Annotated in this window: 18 protein-coding genes; 8 read left to right on the top strand and 10 right to left on the bottom strand. The window is 59.7% G+C overall.

What is annotated here, in order from left to right:
- The 7 genes from trbJ to EOA23_RS18940 form a co-directional block, all read left to right on the top strand.
- A partial coding sequence (gene trbJ / locus EOA23_RS18910; protein WP_127305248.1) for a P-type conjugative transfer protein TrbJ occupies positions 1-640 on the top strand: 640 nt, incomplete at its 5' end.
- Between the two features lie 10 nt (positions 641-650).
- A complete protein-coding gene (gene trbK-alt, locus EOA23_RS18915) occupies positions 651-980 on the top strand; it encodes a putative entry exclusion protein TrbK-alt (RefSeq protein ID WP_127305249.1) in 330 nt (109 codons plus the stop codon).
- A gap of 2 nt (positions 981-982) precedes the next feature.
- Positions 983-2,359, top strand: coding sequence for a P-type conjugative transfer protein TrbL (trbL, locus tag EOA23_RS18920; RefSeq protein WP_127305250.1), 1,377 nt, complete (start codon positions 983-985; stop codon positions 2,357-2,359).
- A gap of 3 nt (positions 2,360-2,362) precedes the next feature.
- The gene (trbF, locus tag EOA23_RS18925; RefSeq protein ID WP_127305251.1) at positions 2,363-3,052 is read left to right on the top strand and encodes a conjugal transfer protein TrbF; all 690 of its coding nucleotides are present in this window, start codon (positions 2,363-2,365) and stop codon (positions 3,050-3,052) included.
- Positions 3,049-4,125: a P-type conjugative transfer protein TrbG gene (trbG, locus tag EOA23_RS18930; RefSeq protein WP_127305252.1), complete on the top strand. Its 1,077-nt coding sequence runs from the start codon at positions 3,049-3,051 to the stop codon at positions 4,123-4,125. The genes trbF and trbG overlap by 4 nt, the downstream gene beginning before the upstream one ends.
- Positions 4,122-5,339: a TrbI/VirB10 family protein gene (locus tag EOA23_RS18935; protein WP_127305253.1), complete on the top strand. Its 1,218-nt coding sequence runs from the start codon at positions 4,122-4,124 to the stop codon at positions 5,337-5,339. Before trbG ends, EOA23_RS18935 begins: the two co-directional genes overlap by 4 nt.
- Entirely contained in the window at positions 5,336-5,584 is a 249-nt protein-coding gene (locus EOA23_RS18940; protein WP_127305254.1) for a DUF2274 domain-containing protein, read from the top strand. The genes EOA23_RS18935 and EOA23_RS18940 overlap by 4 nt, the downstream gene beginning before the upstream one ends.
- A 1-nt stretch (position 5,585) precedes the next feature.
- On the opposite strand, the gene EOA23_RS18945 is transcribed toward EOA23_RS18940, so the two are convergent.
- From EOA23_RS18945 to EOA23_RS18990, 10 genes are all read right to left on the bottom strand, one after another.
- Positions 5,586-6,494: a LysR family transcriptional regulator gene (locus EOA23_RS18945; protein WP_245474256.1), complete on the bottom strand. Its 909-nt coding sequence runs from the start codon at positions 6,492-6,494 to the stop codon at positions 5,586-5,588.
- Positions 6,495-6,503: 9 nt separating this feature from the next.
- Complete coding sequence (locus EOA23_RS36960; protein ID WP_281058757.1) at positions 6,504-6,632, bottom strand: hypothetical protein; 129 nt, start codon at positions 6,630-6,632, stop codon at positions 6,504-6,506.
- Positions 6,633-6,831: 199 nt separating this feature from the next.
- Positions 6,832-8,475 carry an MFS transporter gene (locus tag EOA23_RS18955; protein WP_127305261.1) on the bottom strand — a complete coding sequence of 548 codons (1,644 nt, stop codon included), beginning with the start codon at positions 8,473-8,475 and terminating at the stop codon, positions 6,832-6,834.
- Between the two features lie 214 nt (positions 8,476-8,689).
- Entirely contained in the window at positions 8,690-10,126 is a 1,437-nt protein-coding gene (locus EOA23_RS18960) for a Glu/Leu/Phe/Val dehydrogenase (protein ID WP_127305255.1), read from the bottom strand.
- Positions 10,127-10,246: 120 nt separating this feature from the next.
- Positions 10,247-11,644, bottom strand: a complete 1,398-nt coding sequence (locus EOA23_RS18965) for an MmgE/PrpD family protein (protein ID WP_348628571.1) — start codon at positions 11,642-11,644, stop codon at positions 10,247-10,249.
- Between the two features lie 224 nt (positions 11,645-11,868).
- Complete coding sequence (locus EOA23_RS18970) at positions 11,869-12,579, bottom strand: gamma-glutamyl-gamma-aminobutyrate hydrolase family protein (protein ID WP_127305256.1); 711 nt, start codon at positions 12,577-12,579, stop codon at positions 11,869-11,871.
- A gap of 23 nt (positions 12,580-12,602) precedes the next feature.
- Positions 12,603-13,736, bottom strand: coding sequence for a Xaa-Pro peptidase family protein (locus tag EOA23_RS18975; protein WP_127305263.1), 1,134 nt, complete (start codon positions 13,734-13,736; stop codon positions 12,603-12,605).
- Between the two features lie 46 nt (positions 13,737-13,782).
- Complete coding sequence (locus EOA23_RS18980) at positions 13,783-15,516, bottom strand: ABC transporter permease subunit (protein ID WP_189341642.1); 1,734 nt, start codon at positions 15,514-15,516, stop codon at positions 13,783-13,785.
- A 64-nt stretch (positions 15,517-15,580) separates the two neighbouring features.
- Entirely contained in the window at positions 15,581-16,681 is a 1,101-nt protein-coding gene (locus EOA23_RS18985) for an ABC transporter substrate-binding protein (protein ID WP_127305258.1), read from the bottom strand.
- A 32-nt stretch (positions 16,682-16,713) separates the two neighbouring features.
- Positions 16,714-17,859, bottom strand: a complete 1,146-nt coding sequence (locus tag EOA23_RS18990) for an ABC transporter ATP-binding protein (RefSeq protein ID WP_348628572.1) — start codon at positions 17,857-17,859, stop codon at positions 16,714-16,716.
- 100 nt (positions 17,860-17,959) lie between these two features.
- Between EOA23_RS18990 and EOA23_RS18995 the strand changes: the two genes are divergently transcribed.
- Positions 17,960-18,746, top strand: a 787-nt coding sequence (locus EOA23_RS18995) for an IclR family transcriptional regulator (protein ID WP_145966441.1), incomplete at its 3' end; no start/stop codon positions are given.

Consider the following 18,746-nt stretch of genomic DNA (forward strand, 5'->3'; position numbering starts at 1 on the left):
CTCGAACTACGCGCAGAACGTGCTGACCGCCGCACGTTCGCTCGAGCAGATCACCCATCAGATCACCTCGTTGCAGAACGAGGCGCAGATGCTGATCAACCAGGCGCGCAACCTGGCCAACCTGCCGTTCTCCGCCCTCCAGCAGATTCAGCAGTCGGTGCAGAAGACTCAAGCGCTTCTCAGCCAGGCGCAGAACATCGCCTTCGACGTCCAGAAGATCGATCAGATGTTCCAGCAGAAATACGGGAACGCCTCGATGTCGGCGACCGATCAGCAGCTCGTCACCGATGCGCGCAGCCGCTGGCAGAACACAGTCGGCGGCCTGCAGGACGCCATGCGCGTGCAGGCCGGCGTCGTCGCCAATATCGACACCAACCGCGCGCAGATGTCGGCGCTCGTAGGCCAGAGCCAGGGCGCGACCGGTGCGCTTCAGGTGACCCAGGCCGGCAACCAGCTCCTCGCGCTCCTCGCCCAGCAACTCGCCGATCTCACGGCCGTCGGCGCCGCCAATGGCCGCGCGCAGGCGCTGACCGAAGCCGAGCGCGCTGCGGCCGTCGAGCAGGGGCGCGAACAACGCCGCCGCTTCCTCGCGCCAGGCACGGGATACCAGCCCGGCAACGCCCAGATGTTCAATCGCTGAGGGCGCGACCATGGACGGCAAAACCCTCGCCCGCATCGGCGCTGTCGTCTTCATCGCGATCGCCATCACGGCGACCGCGATCGAGATGAACCGGACAGCAGAACCGCCGGCAGCTGTGTCGCCGCCCACGCTCGCGCCCGCAGCTCCAAACCCGCTGCGCGAGAGCCTTCGCCGCTGCCAGGGCCTTGGCGAGGCGGCGCTGCGCGATCGTGGGTGCCTCACGCTATGGGCCGAACAGCGTGACCGCTTCCTCGGCCTGAATTCGCCTGCACCGGCAGTCCCGCAATCCACAACCGCGGAGACACCTGGAGCAGCAACGATCCCGACGGAGGTGCGATAACCATGGGCAGCACCGGCGTGATCGACCAATTCCTGGCGACCTTCACGAAATATATAGACACCGGATTCGGCCTGCTCAGCGGCGAGGTCGCCTTCATCGCCACGACGCTGATCGTCATCGACGTGACGCTGGCCGCTCTGTTCTGGAGCTGGGGCGCCGATGACGACATCATCGCCCGGCTCGTCAAGAAGACGCTGTTCGTCGGCATCTTTGCCTACCTGATCTCCAACTGGTCCAACCTCGCCCGCATCGTCTTCGAGAGCTTCTCAGGCCTCGGCCTCAAGGCGAGCGGGACCGGGTTTTCCGTTCAGGACCTGCTGCGCCCTGGCAAGGTCGCTCAAACCGGCCTCGATGCCGGCCGTCCGCTGCTGGAATCCATCTCCGGCCTGATGGGCTGGGTCTCGTTCTTCGAGAACTTCATTCAGATCGCCTGCCTGCTTTTCGCCTGGGCGCTCGTCCTGCTCGCTTTCTTCATCCTGGCGGTGCAGCTCTTCGTGACCTTGATCGAGTTCAAGCTGTCGACCCTCGCGGGGTTCGTCCTCATTCCCTTCGGCCTCTTCGGCAAATCTGCCTTCATGGCCGAGCGCGTGCTGGGCAACGTCATCTCCTCCGGCATCAAGGTGCTGGTGCTCGCCGTCATCATCGGCATCGGCTCGACGCTGTTTTCGCAATTCACCGCCGGCTTCGGGGGCGAGAACCCGACGATCGACCAGGCCATGGCGATCGTGCTTGCGGCGCTCTCCCTGCTCGGCCTCGGCATCTTCGGTCCTGGTATCGCAAACGGCCTCGTCTCCGGCGGCCCGCAGCTTGGCGCCGGTGCAGCCGTCGGAACGGGTCTCGCCGCCGGCGGTATGGCGCTTGCGGCTGGTGGCGCGGCCGGCCTCGCAGCCCGTGGCGGTGCCGCCGCCCTTTCGGGCACGGCTGCAGCCGCACGCGGTGGCGCTTCGATGGCAGGAGCTGCATCGACCGCCTACACGCTGGGCTCCGCCGGGCAATCCGGCGTAGCCGGCGCTGCATCCGGTCTGGGCGGTATCGCTCGCGCCGGTGGCTCGGCTGCTGCCTCTCCATTGAAGCGCGCCGCATCGCGTGCGGCCCAATCGATGAAATCGAGCACTGATGCCGGTGCGAAGTCCGCCTTCGAAGTCACCGGCGGCACCTCGACCATGGGTACCATCGACGGGACGTCTGACGCCGCCAACGACGCCTCCTTCTCCGATTCTGCCGCAGCAAGCCGCGCCGTCAGCAGCCCACCCGACTGGGCCAAGCGGATGCAGCGCTCCCAGCGTGTCTCCCACGGCGTCCAGACGGCCGCCCATGCCGTGCGTTCCGGCGACAGCCATGGCAGCGGCTCTTCGATCAATCTTTCAGAGGGGAACTGAGCAGTGAATCTTTTTCGTCGACCCACCACTCACTATGGCAAGACGCCCGAGCCCGAGACGCCGTATCAACGCGCCGGGCAGGCCTGGGACGAGCGCATCGGCTCCGCCCGCGTACAGGCGAAGAACTGGCGCTATATGGCCTTCGGTTGCCTGATCCTCGCCGGTGGCTTCGCCTCCGCCCTCGTCTGGCAATCGGCGCGCGGCACGGTCGTCCCCTGGGTGGTTCAGATCGATCGGCTCGGTCAGGCGCAGGCGATCGCGCCAGCTGTGGCCGACTACCAACCAACCGATCCGCAGGTTGCCTGGCATCTCGCCCGCTTCATCGAACAGGTCCGCTCGATCCCCGCCGACCCGATCATCGTGCGGCAGAACTGGCTGCGCGCCTATGAGTTCACCACGTCGGCCGGCGCCATCGCGCTCAACGACTATGCTCGCTCCAACGACCCGTTCACGAAGGTTGGCAAACAGCAGATCGCCGTCGACGTATCCAGCGTCATTCGCGCCTCGCCCACGAGCTTCCGCGTCGCTTGGGTCGAGCGGCGCTACCAGGACGGCTCTCTTACCGAGACCTCGCGCTGGACCGCCATCCTCACCGTCGTCGTGCAGACGCCGCGCGACGCCGAAAAACTCCGCGCCAATCCGCTCGGAATCTACGTCAACGCCATCAACTGGTCGAAGGAGCTTGGACAATGATCCGGCCGTCTAGCCTGACTGCCGGAATTCCGGCGAACCGTTTCACCGACAATCCGCATGCGTGGATCGCTGTAGGGACGACTTTGCGTAAAATCTCCTTGCCGCTTCTCCTGCTGGCCGCCTCGGCGTTGGCAGGCTGCGCGACGGCGACCCCACCGCCGGACATCGAATATGACAATGCCGCACCGGCCGTGCAGACCGCCGATCCGCCCTCTCCCGTTCGCATCGTCGAGCTGCCCAAGCCCCTGCCGCTGCCCGGCCAGTTGAAGCCGGTCGAGACCTCAAAACAAAGAGCCGAGCCGACCGATCCCGCCGCCCGCGTCAACCAGGCCAATGCCGCGGCCCGCGTGCAGCCGGTACGCAATGGCTTCATCAACTCCATGCAGGTCTACCCCTTCACGCAAGGAGCGCTCTATCAAGTCTATACCGCCGTCGGGCAGATCACCGACATCGCCCTCCAGCCCGGCGAACAGCTCGTCGGCTCCGGGCCCGTCGCCGCCGGCGATACCGTGCGCTGGATCATCGGCGATACCGAAAGCGGTTCGGGCGCGACGAAGCAGATCCACATCCTGGTGAAACCGACGCGACCGGACCTCACCACCAATCTGGTCATCAACACCAACATCCGTACCTATCATATGGAGCTGCGCTCGACCGAGCGCACCTACATGGCATCGGTCTCCTGGCAGTATCCGCAGGACCAGCTCATCGCACTACGCCGTCAGAACGCGCAGGCCGAGGCAGTCCAGCCGGTCTCATCCGGCGTCGATTTGGCGAATGTGAACTTCCGTTACACCATCGACGGCGACCGCGCGCCGTGGCGGCCGCTCCGGGCCTTCGATGACGGCCGCCAGGTCTTCATCGAATTCCCGCGCGGTGTCGGCCAGGGCGAAATGCCCCCGCTCTTTGTTGTCGGCCCCGAGGGCAAGACCTCCGAGCTCGTGAACTACCGCGTGCGTGGCCATCACATGATCGTCGACCGGCTCTTCGCCGCCGCCGAGCTGCGTTTCGGCTCCGGCGATCGCCAGAAGCGGGTGCGCATCGTCCGCACGGACGGAAGGCCGGCGTCATGAGCGGAGCCGATCCCGAAAAGGAAAAGAACGCACCGTCGGAGGACGGCGCTCTGCCGCTCACCGGCGAACACGCGATGCGGCTTCGCCCCCAGCCGCCGCGTGTCACCCGGCTTTCGCGCAAGGTGTTGGCCGGGCTCGGCCTCGTTGCCGGCGTCGGTCTCGGCGGCGCGCTGATCTATGCCCTGCAGACGCGCGATGCCGGCAAGCCCGAGGAATTGATCTCGACGGACAGCCGCGCCACGGCGGACGGTCTCGCCGGCCTACCGAAGGACTATACCGGGCCGGTCCTCGGTCCACCGCTTCCCGGCGATCTCGGCCGCCCTATCCTCAACGCCCAGAATGCCGTCCCGCCGCCGGCAATCGCCGCACCCAATCCGGGCCTGAGCGCCGAAGAGCAACGGCGATTGCAGGAACTTGAATCCGCGCGCACGGCAAAACTTTTTGCTCCCACCGAAACGCGACCAGTGACGAGCGGCACGCCCGCCACCGCGCAGGCAACGCCAGCGGCCCAGCCCGTACCGGATCTGGCCGCTCTCGGCCTCGGCGTTCAGCCATCGACGCCGACTGCGGTCGAGCGGCAGAATGCCTTCCTCAATGCAGCGCCCGACAAACGCACCGTCTCGCCCGACCGCGTCGCAGCGCCTGCTTCTCCCTATGTGCTTCAGGCCGGCGCGATCATCCCGGCCGCCCTCATCACCGGCATTCGATCCGACCTGCCTGGCCAGATCACCGCGCAGGTCACCGAAAACATCTATGACAGCCCAACCGGGCGTTTTCTGCTCGTGCCCCAAGGCACCCGCGTCATCGGCCAATACAGCAACGATGTCGGTTTTGGGCAGCGCCGTATCCTGCTCGTCTGGAACAGGCTGATTTTTCCGAACGGACGATCGATCGTGCTCGAGCGCCAACCTGGCGCCGACGCCGAAGGCTATGCCGGTCTGGAGGATGGCGTCAACTACCACTGGTGGGATCTCGCCAAGGCTGCCGGGCTCTCGACGCTGCTCAGCGTCGGCGCCGAACTTGCGACCGACAATAACGACCGCCTGATCAACGCCATCCGCAACGGCGCGCAGGACACGATCAATGATGCCGGCCAGCAAATTGTACGGCAACAACTCAACATCGCGCCGACGCTCACGATCCGGCCGGGGTTCCCGGTGCGCGTGATTGTCGTGCGCGATCTCGTCCTCGAGCCGTATGGAGCAACGCAATGACCAAGCTGAAGCTCGGCCCGATCGCCGACGACAAACCGGTGAAGGTGACGCTGGAGCTGCCAGCGGCGCTCCACCGGGATCTCATCGCCTATGGCGAACTGTTGGCCGCCCCCGGCGGTTCACCCATAGAGTCCGTGCGTTTGATCGTGCCGATGCTGGAGCGGTTCGTCGCGACGGATCGGGGCTTCGCGAAGGCCCGACGCGCAAAGACCGGCCGGCCCGCGCCGCATCAATCCGGTGAATAGCCTATGGGGGCGACGCTCTCGCCATGGTTTTTGCAAGACTGATCAGACGGCGCAGCGCTGGATTGTCATTCTTCGGCGACCAGACGGCGCTGAACGGCAGCACTTCGCCCTTGATCGGGCGGTAGCAGATATCCGGGACCTGCGTGGCGATCGTCGCCTCGCTGGTCACGGTCAGACCTCGGCCTATAGCGACGAGCGAGAAGAGATTGTGGCGGTCGACCTGTTGCGATTGGATATCCGGATGATGGCCAAGCCTCGCGAGGCGCTGAACCAGATAGTCATGGATCTCCTGGCCAGGCGGGACGTCGCTGACGATGAACATCTCGCCAGCAAGATCGTGCCATGTCACCGCTGTTTTGCTCGATAGAGGATGGGTTTGCGGCAGAACCGCAAACACCCGCTCCGACCAGAAATGCTCGCTGTCGCAGTCTGGCCAATCCCGTGTGCCGGTCACGAAGGCGATATCGAGTTCGAGCTCTCGGATCGCAGAAACATGATCCACCGGATTGCCGTCGATGAGTTCCATCTGCACCGCGGCATGGGACTGGTCATATTGGCGCAGCAAATCCGACAAGAACCCCGACGAGAGCGAGGAGAAGATGCCGATCCTCACCACGCCAATTTCTGCCCGACCGATCATCGCAATGTCGTCGCCACTCACGCCGATCTGTCGGTCAATCTCCCGGGCGCGCGGGAGGAACCTTTGCCCGGCATAGGTCAGACGGGCACCGGCGGTATGCCTGTGAAACAATGATGCGCCGAGATTGTCCTCGAGATCACCGATACGCCGGCTGATGGTCGAGACCTGAACACCCAGCGCGCGCGCCGCCTTGCGAAAGCCCCCCTGCTCGGCTGCCGCCACGAAATAGCGCAGATGAAGAAACTCGATGGGGCGGCGCGTCTTTACCACGGACGCACCTCATGAGTTCTTGCCGACTTGCGCGGTAAGACCGACCCGTTCGGCGAAATCCCAGAGGGCGCCTTTGATCATGCATTCGTCGCTTGGAATTGCCGCGAGATCGGTTAGCTTGTCCAGCCAGTGTAACATTCGAACTTTCTCCATGCTGTTTGGGCCGCCCAGCCCCGGGGACCGGTGGGCCTAGTGTGGTCTCCAGATTGTGCTGTCGGGGCGACGATGGTCGCAGGGACAGTGGCCATACGCCGCATCGGAAGTGCCGTGCGACGTCCCGTGGACATATGGCCGGTTCGGGGATGCCATCCTGTTCGTACTTATCAACATAGGTTGCTCATTTCTGCGAAACATAGGGCACGGGCGGAGACGACTTGCGGAGTGCTCCGGTCGGGCGTTCGACCAGTATGCTCGTTCGCGGGGGATGCCTCTCCGGTGTGAGTTCGATGAGTTCTTGGTCGAGCTGCTTGTCAGCCGCCGTCAAGCGGTGATGCAGCCGGTGATAATCCATCCAGGTCGGAGTGCGGTAGGTCTCGAGCCAACGCGACGGCTCCCGCACATCGCGGGTGAGCGTCCATTGCCGGGCACCGACCCGGCTTTGCGCATTCCGGCGTCTGCGCATGACGTCGAGAAACAGATCGGTATTGTCGTCCGATATGCAATATTCGGTGGTGATCAGGATTGGGCCGGTTCGTGGCTTCAGGTCGAGGGCAACCGCCGGAGCATCGAACGAACCCGAGGGTTCAAGTTCCGATTCAAAACGATTGCTGATCGGCAGCTTGAACCCTAGGGTGGCCACGAACAGCGAAGCTCCGGCAGAAGCCCCTAACGCCCCAGGGAGTGAGTAGTTTTCAGCGATCGTGCCCCAGAGCCAGCTACCGCCGGCGATGCCGCCATAAGTGAAGGCACTGTAAATCGAGATGGTGCGGCCGACCACCCAGCGCGGGCTTGCCAGTTGTACGTTAACGCCCAATCCCGACCATGCCGTCACCCAGCCGGCGCCGCCAAACGCCAGAGATACCGTCGCTATGGCCAGCGACGAGGTAAACACCAGCGACAACGCACAGGCCGCGCAGGCGATGCAGGCAAGCAGGAACATATGTTCCTGCGTCAACGTCCGCCTGAGACGCGGGTTCGTGAGCCCGGCAACCAGCGCGCCGGCGCCAAAGCCGGCCATCAGGATGCCGTAGGTAATTGGGCCAGCCTTCAACTGGTCACGGGCAACCAGCGGCAGCAGTGCGAGGATGGAGGTGCCTGCAATTCCAAAGAGGGTGCCGCGAACGATCGTAGTCTTGATTTCCGAGGAAATGGCGGTAAAGCGCAGGCCGTCGTAGATGGCGGTCATCAAAGCTTCGCGGGCAAGCGATGAGATCGGCACTTTCCAGTTGTTTCGCCAGAGGGCGGTCAGGGGCGCAACGAAGCCAAGCGTCGTCAGCGCGAATGTGACCAACGGCCCAAAAGCAGCGACGATAAAACCGCCCAGCGCTGGGCCGACGCTGCGGACCGTGTTGAAACCGACGTTGAGGAGCGTGACGGCAGACGGCAGGTGACGGCGCTCCAGCATGTCGCCAAGTGAGGCACGCCAGGCAGGATCTGCCAGCGCAATGCCGCAGCCATCGAGAAAGCTGAAGGCAAGAATGATCCATGGATTAGTGATGCCAAGTGCCATCAGCACCACCAACATGGCGGAAGCTGCCATCATCAGGCTTCGGCCAACGATCATGACGATGCGACGGTTGTAGTTATCGGCGATCGCGCCAACAAAGATCGCCAGAAAGAAGGTCGGCAGAGTCGAGGCGGCCTGTACAAGTGCCACCATCACGTCCGAGGTGGCGATCGACACCATCAGCCAGCTGAGCGCCACCGTTTGCATCAGCCAGCCCAGACTCGAAAGCTGCGACGCGAGGAAGACCGACCGGAACGTCGGGTTCTTGAGGGGCGCTAATAAAGAGGATGGGTCGTCTTTCTCCGCGCCAGTCATTTCCCGCTCGTCTCGCGCTATTTCCACATGATTGCTAATCTGCGGATGTTGAACTGATATGAAATGGAATAAGAAATCACCGGCCTCGGAATTTGAGGTATATACCAGGTTGACTGCTGCTGAACTGCGTTCAGCAGCAGTCACGCGCCCTGGGTAGTAGAAGATCGGTTACCTAACTTAGTCGCGCTCCCGATTCCTCAGATTGTATTTCGCATCAGATCCCAATTGCCTTGTATGCTTCAGCAATCCGGCACAGAGCGATGTGGTAGGCAGCTGTTCGAAAGTCCCTAATGTCCGGAAACAGGCGGAGCGTCTGGACCATCTGGTCGTATGCACCACGCATGACGTCGTCGAGACCGGATCGTACGAGATCGATCTCGCTACCGCCTTCAAGGAAATCATCACGCATGTCGGACGGAAAATTCTTGCCCGTCATGGTCTCCATCGCGCTTGTGATCTGACTATTTCTGCGTTCGCGGCGCCGCCGTTCCATCAAACCGAAGGGGATATGGGTAAGGTTTTTGACCCACTCGAAGTAACTGACGATCACACCACCCGCGTTTACGAACAGATCTGGCAATATGACAATGCCTGCCTCAAGGAGTGCCGGCTCTGCATCGAAGGTGACCGGCCCATTCGCCGCTTCGACAATCAGCTTGGCTCTTATGCGGCTAGCGTTCGCCGTGCTGATGGCTGACTCCATCGCAGCGGGGATCAGAATGTCACAGGCCACTTCGAGACCCGCTGCCTTATTGGCGAAGGATTCGGCTCCTTCAAAGCCGAGTATGCTGCCTGTCGCCAACTGGTGCTGCTTTACCACCTCGACATTGAGGCCATTGGGATCGAACAAGTATCCGTCCCGCTCAACGATACAGATGACTTTCGCACCGTCTTCCTCGCTCAGGAATTTCGCGGCATGATAACCGACATTGCCGAAGCCCTGAACAGTGACCGTCATCGACGACAGATCGCGATTGCCTGCAACTCCGTTTCGGTCAAGATCACGCAGATAGCAATGGATAGCGTATTGCACTCCACGCCCAGTGGCTTCGGTACGCCCTGCGATGCCTCCGCGTGAAAGCGGCTTGCCAGTGACGCAGGCATTGGCATTGACGATATCGGCCGGCCCGGTGCGTTTGTATTCATCGGCCATCCAGGCCATTTCGCGCTCGCCGGTACCCACATCCGGTGCAGGAACGTTGCGGCCCGGTGAAATGAGATTTCTCTTTGCCAGTTCCTGGGTGAAGCGTCGGGTGATACGCTCCAGTTCATGGACTTCCCATTCCTTGGGATCGATGGCGAGAGCGCCTTTTGACCCGCCGAACGGCACATCGACGAGCGCGCATTTGAGGCTCATTAGGGCGGCAAGCGCCTCAACTTCCTCTGCGTTTGATGCGAGATCGTAACGGATCCCGCCCTTGGCTGGCTCGACATGTTCACTGTGAACGGAGCGCCATCCCGTGAAACTGTACATGCGGCCCCGGAGACGCACACCGAAGCGAACCGTGTACGTGGAGTTGCAGGCGCGAATGCGCTCGGCAAGTCCTTCCGGAAGGCTTAGATGGCCAAAAGCTCGATCGATATATCCTTCAACACTCTCAAGGAAAGACGACGTGTATTCCACTTCGGCAGGTTTCGAGGAAGTATCCATGGCATTCTTCTTCCATATAAACTTGTATCCGGTAATGGATCGCTATGACGCGATTCACTTTTCTTCATGTTGCGCATGCACCAAGCGTGGGAAACCGCGACCTCGCCGCCCTGCCATGTTCTACACGGCGATAGCCGACTGCTTCGGGCCGGTCATGTGTCCTCCTGCAGCGTCCTGCCAAATTGCGCCAGCCTCGATAGGGGACAGTGCCGCAACGAGCGGGGCCATGCCGCCTTCTTCGAAGTTCAAGGCCGAGAAAATGATCTTCTCCTGCCATTCGGCGCCAAGATCCTCGGTGATGTTCTTGAACTTCTCAACGATCTGATCGGTGGACATGGGATTCGCCACATCACCGAGAGGATGTAACACGAGCATTTCCTCAATCCCTTTACCCTGATCCATCAGGACGCGAGCCGGCGTTCCGACTGGAAACGATGTCGCGAATTCTGCAGAAGCCACCAATTCGATGCGATCGGCCAATTCGAGCACGCTCTTGTCGGTGAGCCGTGCAAGATCCACCGGTTGGAGAGCTTCGCCGCCGTGGAGTGCGGCGAGCGCGCAATTAAAGTAAAAACTGTATTGCGCCCCCTCAAGATTCGTAGGTGCGCGTTCATTGGCCAAACGCATCGCCTGAGGGAACGTGTCGATCCGAAGCGTTTTGATTTCCTTGCCCGGCTGGCGCATGGAGAGGATCGCATCGACAGCAGCGTGCATATACCGGCAGCACGCATACGGCTTCAGATAGCATTTCTGCGCTTCCCATGACGAGCCGAGATTCTCGAGAAGCACCTTGGGATCAAATCGGGTCTCGTCGTCGAATAGATCGAAGGGACCGGTTGCGCCTTCGCGGGCCCGATAGGCTGCAGTGATTCCTGCGACAACGGCTGGTGGAATACCCTCCTTGATCGTGCTGCCTTCAAACTTGGGAGAGGGTGCCGTGAAGACGATAGGACCTTCGCCGCCGGCAATGCCCAGCGCGTGTGCAGTTTGCTCGGCACTGAGCTTCAGCAGGCGTGCGGCGACGGCGGCTGCGCCGTAGTTGACCCATCGCCCACTCGCATATGTATCTACCGATGCGGCGGGTCGGCAGCTGGCGACGCGCAGCGCGACCTCATATCCGAGCGCAATAGCCGTCAACACTTCGGCAGTCGGAGCGCTGACTGCTTCCGCCACCGCTAAGGCTGCGGGAATGACGCCAGCGCCGGCATGGCCAGCAGCCCCACGATGGCCGTCGTCGATGTCGAGCGCACTTGCAGCGGCGCTGTTTGCCATCGCGGCTCCAACAACGCTGGATGTGCGGTCGGTCAACCAAACGCTGATGGATCCATCGCCATACGCGCTCAATGCGGAAGCGCGTGCGGCCGCTGCCAACGGCGAATTGAGCCCCGCCCCCGTCGCGCCGATCAAATCCAACAGCAAGGTGGCAATTGTCTTTTTGGTCGCTAGCGGAAGGCTCCCGGCCGGATAGTTTGCAACGAAGTTTGCAAGTTTTGGGAGAGGCTGCACGTTGTGCTCCATTGTTATTTATCGAACTAAGCGGTTCGAGAAGCGCGATCCAAGATCGCTTTCTTTAGTCATTGATTCACGCGAAGTCGGCACAGCCACGCCGCCCCACCCGCGCCGTATTATCGAGAAATGGCGCAACGCATTGCCCTCCGACGAAGCTGATCGCTCTCGGTGTCAACTACAGAATTTCTTAAAGCCGCAACCGCGGAGACGGCTGCGGCTTTGCTTTCAAGTGCTTATTTCGCTCCGCATGCCTTGGCGAAGTTTTCGATCAAGGAGCGGCAAGCCGGTTCACTTTCAAACATGGCTTCCGGATGCCACTGAACGCCAACGACAAACGGCTGGTCTGTCGCTTCAATGGCTTCGACGACGCCGTCGTCAGCACGGGCAGAAACGACGAACCCCGGCGCCAAGAGATCGACAGCCTGATGATGCAAGCTGTTGACCCTGAACGAGAGTTCCTGATCGCCAATGAGGCGGGACAGGTGTGTGTTAGGCTCGATGCGAATGCCGTGCACGGTCTGGTCGAGAGGCGTTCCATCGCGGTGGTCGACTACGTCGGGAAGTGAATCCAGGGTATGCGGATAGATCGTTCCACCCGCGATGACGTTCAACATCTGCATTCCCCTGCAGATGCCAAGAATTGGCATCGGCCGGGCGTACGCGGCCCGTGCAAGCGCGAATTCGAAAGCATCGCGTTCAGGGATCATGCGCTGAACGGCCGGATGCGGCGCCGCACCGTAAAGCTCCGTTGGGAAATCACCTCCGCCCGAAAGGATGACGCCCGACAAAATGTCGAGAAGCTGACCAACGTCAGCCTCGTTGACGTAAGGCAGGATGACCGGAAGGGCTCCGGAAGATTCGATCGCGTGGACATAGTTCTCGAAGCAGAAGTAACCCTTCTTTTCGACGTCGAAATTGCTGACAATACCAATGACTGGTCGCATGGGAATTTGCCTCACTATCGCGCTTACAGACCGGCGAAGAGCTTGCGCTCCATCGTCGTCAGTCGTTCAGGTCCGTTCTCGGTAATCAGAATAGTTTCACTGAATCCCATGCCGGCGCCCATCATGAGCATGTGGAACACCATACCTGGTTCAAGCATCCAATCGACGCCCGGGACAAACTCGCGAATAAATTCGCCGGCGGACGGGCGATAGTTCAGTCCGAGTGAATAACCAGCCCGGTTTGTGTATGATTCTCGAAGTCCGCTCGCGATAAGCGGATCCCTGAACGCCTTGTCGACGACGCCAGCATTTGCGCCGGCTTGCATTGTGGCGATCGCTTCATCTTGGATACGGATGATAGTTTCGGCAGTTCGCTTTTGCGCATCGCTGGCGGGACCGACGACGGTCGTACGCATGATGCGTGCCCAATATTTTTGATGAATTCCCTGCAGTTCGAAATAGACGGTGTCACCACGCTCTAGGCGCCTGTCGGAGAAATCCCCGTGCAACAGATCGGTACGCGTCCCAGAGGTGATGATGCCGCTCAGCGGCAACCCGGAGCCGGCACTGACCAAAGCGTTGAACACCGCGCCAGCGACCACGCGTTCAGTCACACCAGCCTGGCTCGCCTCCATCCCAGCTTGTACGCCTTTCTCCGCCTGGCTTGCCGCCACGCGAAGGAAGGCAATTTCCCTTGGGGATTTGATCAGGCGCAGGTGATCGACGATCCGTGGCTCCTTTACCAAAGTCGCGTGAGGAACCAGCTTCTGCAGCATTTTCCAACGTTCGACTGTCAGGAACCATGAGTGCTCGTCAACGCCAACACGGCCTCCGGCAAGGCCAAGGTCCTCAAGCGCCCGCTTCGTGGTGTCGAGCCACGCTGGTACAGGGTCTGGCTCATCTTTGTAGATGTAGTGATTTTTGATCCACGAGGTGGCACGCGCGGCAGGCACTTCGACGTCACGAAGAAGTAGTACCGGATCGCCTTCGCTCGGAACGGCAACAGCGTGGTAGGAGAAGTAGCCGGTTGTGTAGAAACCGGTTAGGTAGAGAATGTTTTCCGGCTGGTGAAGAACGATAACCGGGAGGTCAGCTTTACGCATTGCCTCCTGCGTGCGCCGAAGCCGAGTCCGATATTCCTCAATCGGAAAGTCCATTTCTGGCGGTGAAATTTGGGTCACTTAGGTTTTCCTCAATAGTGTCTTATCTTGCTTTGGCTCTGGCGGCGTTGTGGCGGTAAATCTCCATCACCCCATACATGATGACAGTGAAGCTGATCAGAAGAGTGGAGACAGCCGCGATAGTTGGAGTGATATCTTCGCGCACCCCTGACCACATCTTCACGGGAAGTGTCATCGTGGTCGGACCGCTGATAAACAGGGACAGCACCACTTCGTCGAAAGAGTGAAGGAACGCGAAGAAGCCAGCCACAAAGATCGTTGGACGGATTAGCGGAAGAACGATCCTCCAGATGGTGACTGCACGGGAAGCCCCCAAGCTTGCCGCCGCATGTTCCAGGCGAACGTTTTGAGATTGAAGGCTTGCCGCGACGATCAAAACGACGAGGGGAGTTGCTCCGATGCTATGCGCGATGACAAGCCCGATCGTCGTATCGACAAGCTGAACTTTCGCAAACAGGAAGTAGAGCGCTACCGAGCTGACGATCGTCGGAACGATCATCGGTGCGAGTAGCAACTGGTAACCGACGCGGCGCATCGTGGCACTTCCGCGCACCAGGGCCATCGCGGCCGCGGTGCCAACAGCTACGCTGACAAACGCAGTCGCTATACCGACGATCAGGCTCTGCACAGTGGCAGCGATCCAAGTATCGTTTGTGAAATACGCTTGGTACCACTGCAGCGAGAAGCCTGGCGGAGGAAAGTCCAGGAAACGGGAAGAGCTAAACGACATCGGGATGATAATCAGGATTGGGCTGACCAAAAACGCCGCAACCAGGATGCCGACCGAATAAAGCAAAACTTTTCCGAGAGTGGCCCGTTCGAGAGTGCTCCCGACGAAAGACGGCACCAGTTTGCCCATGACACGCAAGATCTTGGTCACGAAGTCAACAAACCGGACATACCCGCCCGTCGAGCGGGTAACAGCTGCCCCCTTGGCACCGGCTCCATGCTGAGAGCCAAGCAGCCGTTCCGTGCCGACAAATTTATTGGAGACGGTGTAAAGGAGTAGCGTTACTACCAGGAGGACAGCAGCGACCGCTGCCGCCAAAGGCCAATCGAGTGTGCCGTTCACATAGGAGTCGATAAGCATCGGCAAGGTGACATTTTTGGGACCTCCCAGCAGTGCCGGCGTGATGTAGAAGCCGAGGGCGAACACAAAAACCAGCAAGCCGGCCGCGATGATACCCGGCATGCTCAAGGGGAAGAATACCCGCCAAAAGTTCTGGCTAGGAGGCGCTCCGAGTGAGGCAGCGGCGCGCGTCAAGCCATGAGGAATTCCTCTCATGACGCTCGACAGGACCATCACCGTGAATGGTAGTAGGATGTAGACCATCGCCACGAGAACGCTGAACTGGTTGTAAATCAGATCCAACGGACGTGCGGTGACGCCAAGGGCCATCAAAGTCTGGTTGATAATGCCGAAGCGCCCCAGCAAAACCATCCACGCGTATGTTCTTACGAGATAGCTGGTGAAAAAGGGCAGAACGACCGTGAACATCAGCAGCCCGGAGACCCACGCACGGGCGGAAACAATCCAGTAAGCAAGGGGATAGCCCAGGAGGAGGCAGATCACCGTCACGCTTGCGGCGAGCGAAAACGTGCGTCCCAAGATGATCCAACTGGTCCAGTTGCCGAGAAACTCCTGATAGTTTCTTAACGTGAACTCAGGGTCCAGAAAGCTCATGGAGAGCAAACCGAAGAGCGGGACGAAAAAACAGACGCCAAGGAGAAGTGAAGCCGGGGCGAGAAGCGTCACTGCCTCTCGATTGTTAGCTGGCCACTTGATGGCGCCAATTATAGATTGGCTTAGCGTCGTCATTTTATGCTGCCACCCACTTCAGCCAGCGTTCGACTAGTACTTCGGTATTTGTTTTGCCGGATGGCGAAACCGCTTCCCAGAATTCGATATTACGGAAGAACTGCTTCTCGATGTTACCTGGGCCTGTTGGTAGATTTGCAGCGATCTTCGGATCAATGAACTTGAAGGCGGCGCGATTGAACGGACCGTAGAAGATGAGGTTGTTCAGTCTTGCCTGCGCTTCGGCTGAGGATGCATAGGCGGCGAACTGCATTGCTTCGGCGCGCTTCTTGGTGCCTTTCGGGACGACCCAATAGACAGGGCTCAGTTCCGCCTCGTCCCAGTGGTAGTCGGCTCCAGCGCCCTGATCCTTGAGAGTTTGCAAGCGCCCATTGAACGCCGATGACATTGATACCTGACGATCGGAAAGCATTTGACCCGGCTCAGCTCCGACGGTCCAAAACTTGGTGACTTCGGCCTTGATGTGATCGAGGGAAGCGAAGGCCTTGTCGAGATCGATCGGATAGAGTTTGTCCTTCGGCACACCGGCAGCAAGAAGTGCGAACTCGATCGTTGTCGGATCACCTGCGGCGCAAGCTCGCAGGGAGCGTGGTCCGGGAAACTTGTCGACATCCCAGAATTCGGCCCAACTCGTTGGACGCGGCTTATCCGACGGGTATTCATATGTGGAGAACGACATTACAGTGCTGAAGACATACGAGCCGACCCCGTATTTCTTCTTCGCCTCTGGGAGAAGGTTGTCCACGGTCTCCTTGTCGAAGGCCTGGTAATCGATCTCTTCAAGATATTTGGAAGCGTCAGGTCGAAGTGCAGGGTTCGGTAACTCCACAAGATCCCATTGCAGGTTGCCGCTATCGACTTGAATCCTGAGTTTTGCTTCGTCAGCGGGAGATGTGTACGTCACCTTGATGCCCCTCTCGCGCTGGAAGGGCTCGACGACGGCCTTTTTGAAAGCTTCCTCGTAGGAGCCGCCGCCTGAGACGACAACCAAGGGAGCAGACTGTGCCCGAAGAATTGCGGGTGCGCCAAGGGTAAAAGCTGCGGCGCTCCCTAATGTGAACAGGGCCTGGCGCCTACTCAGGTTGGTAGAAAATTGTGTCATCGTGTTCCCCTTTTTATGAGTTAAAGGCACGGTTAAGCTGCAGTCTGGCGTTCGTTGAGCTCGGCGGCTCCATCAGGTCGCGTGTGCGCACTTGGCTCTTCATTCAGAAGCCGAGCATCGCGAGCATCCCACCCGACTCGAACGGTTTCGTTCAAGTGGAAGCGCGGCGACGATGCGTGGTATGGAACGGCCGCAGAAATGCTTACTGGCTTGGGAGCGCGTAGCAGGATGCGATATTTGATGATGTTTCCCCAATAGATCGCTTCTTGCACCGTGCCTTCAAATGCGTTGTCCGCACGGCTATCGATAGTTAGGGGGACGATCTTTTCCGGGCGCACCATGAGGGTTCCGGCGCCTTGCTGGCGCTTCCCGGCCGCCCAGCTCGCACGAACCCTGAGGCCGGCGACATCGAGGATCGGCCCCTGCTCATTGGCTTCAAGGATCTTTGCGTCGAGAAAATTGGATTCGCCGATGAAGCTGGCGACAAAACGAGTCTGCGGCGCTTCGTAGATTTCTTCAGGCGTTCCCATCTGCACGATCCCGCCTTGGTTCATAACCATAATGCGGTCCGACATGGTCAGAGCTTCACTCTGATCGTGCGTTACAAAGATGACCGTGGTACCAAGCGATTGCTGGAGACGCTTCAGTTCGATCTGCATATGCTCGCGAAGCTGCTTGTCGAGCGCACCGAGTGGCTCGTCCATAAGAACTACACCTGGTCGAAATACGAGAGAACGGGCGAGCGCAACGCGCTGCTGTTGTCCTCCAGAAAGCTCGTGCGGCATGCGGGATTCAAAACCAGACAATTGCACCAGGTCGAGTGCCTGCGTGACACCCGATCGGATTTCTGCATCGACCACGCCGCGCATCTTCAATGCGAATGCGACATTCTCGAAAACGGACAAATGGGGGAAAAGTGCATAGCTCTGAAAAACTACCCCGATATTGCGCTTGTGGACCGGCAATCGGGTGATCGGCTGAGAACCCACGAAGATTTGCCCGGATGTCGGCGTTTCAAAGCCAGCGATCATCATGAGGGTCGTTGTCTTGCCAGAACCGCTCGGACCCAAAAACGAGACAAATTCACCCGCCTCAATCTGAACCGAGACGTCATGGACCGCCCGGTAGCTGCCGTAATGTTTACAAAGCTGCTCCAATCGCAGCCTTTCGCCTCTCAGCATCCTCATCTCCCAGAAAGAAAAGTGTTGCAAATAATGCAATTCTGTTGCTACTATTGTATCAGAGTTCGATGATGTCAAGGCTGAAGGGATATTTAATATGAGTTCTAATGAACGAGCTTCAGGCAAAGTGGAGCGATCAAGCGGTGAGGTAACAACCGTTCAACGAGCGTTGGATGTCCTGAAAACAGTCGGAGCAAGTGACAAGCCGATTGGCGTGAACGAAATTGCCAGACGGCTGGGTAAGCATGCGAGTGCTGTTTCGCGAACGCTTGCTACCCTCGAACACAATGGCTACGTCCAGCGTGACGACGAGACCGGACGGTTCGGATTGGGTGGGGAGCTCATTGCCTTAGCCAGCAAGCACCTAGCTGAATTGGATGTTGTTCGCGTCGCGAGGCCTTTTCTTGAGAAGCTCGCTGAGGATGCAAGAGAGACCAGTTCTCTGAGCTTGTGGACCAGAAATGAGGCTATTAATATCGAACAGGCGCTCGGGCCGGGTGCAATCAAACACATCGCCGCGCCGGGCCGGCACAATCCAGCGCATTGCACGGCAACAGGGAAGGCAATCTTGGCGCATATGCCTGCCAGTGTGATCGATCAGATTCTTGGAGCGGGCATGCCATCTCATACGGCCCACACGATCACGGATAAGACGGTCTACGAGAATGAACTGCGCAAGGTCGCGGAACAAGGTTACGCAGTCAGCGTAGGCGAGTTTATTCTTGAGGTTGCGTCGATAGCCGTCGCTATTTTCGATCGCGGGAGAAAGCCGATAGCTGCGATAGCAATCAGCATGCCCGCTTTCCATTTCGACGAAGGGGCCGAGCGGCGGTTAGCGCCTTTGGTAGTAGAAGCCGCCGCTGCGATTTTTCTGAGATTAGGGC

The organism is Mesorhizobium sp. M2A.F.Ca.ET.042.01.1.1 (assembly GCF_003997405.1).
Classification (GTDB): Bacteria; Pseudomonadota; Alphaproteobacteria; order Rhizobiales; family Rhizobiaceae; genus Mesorhizobium.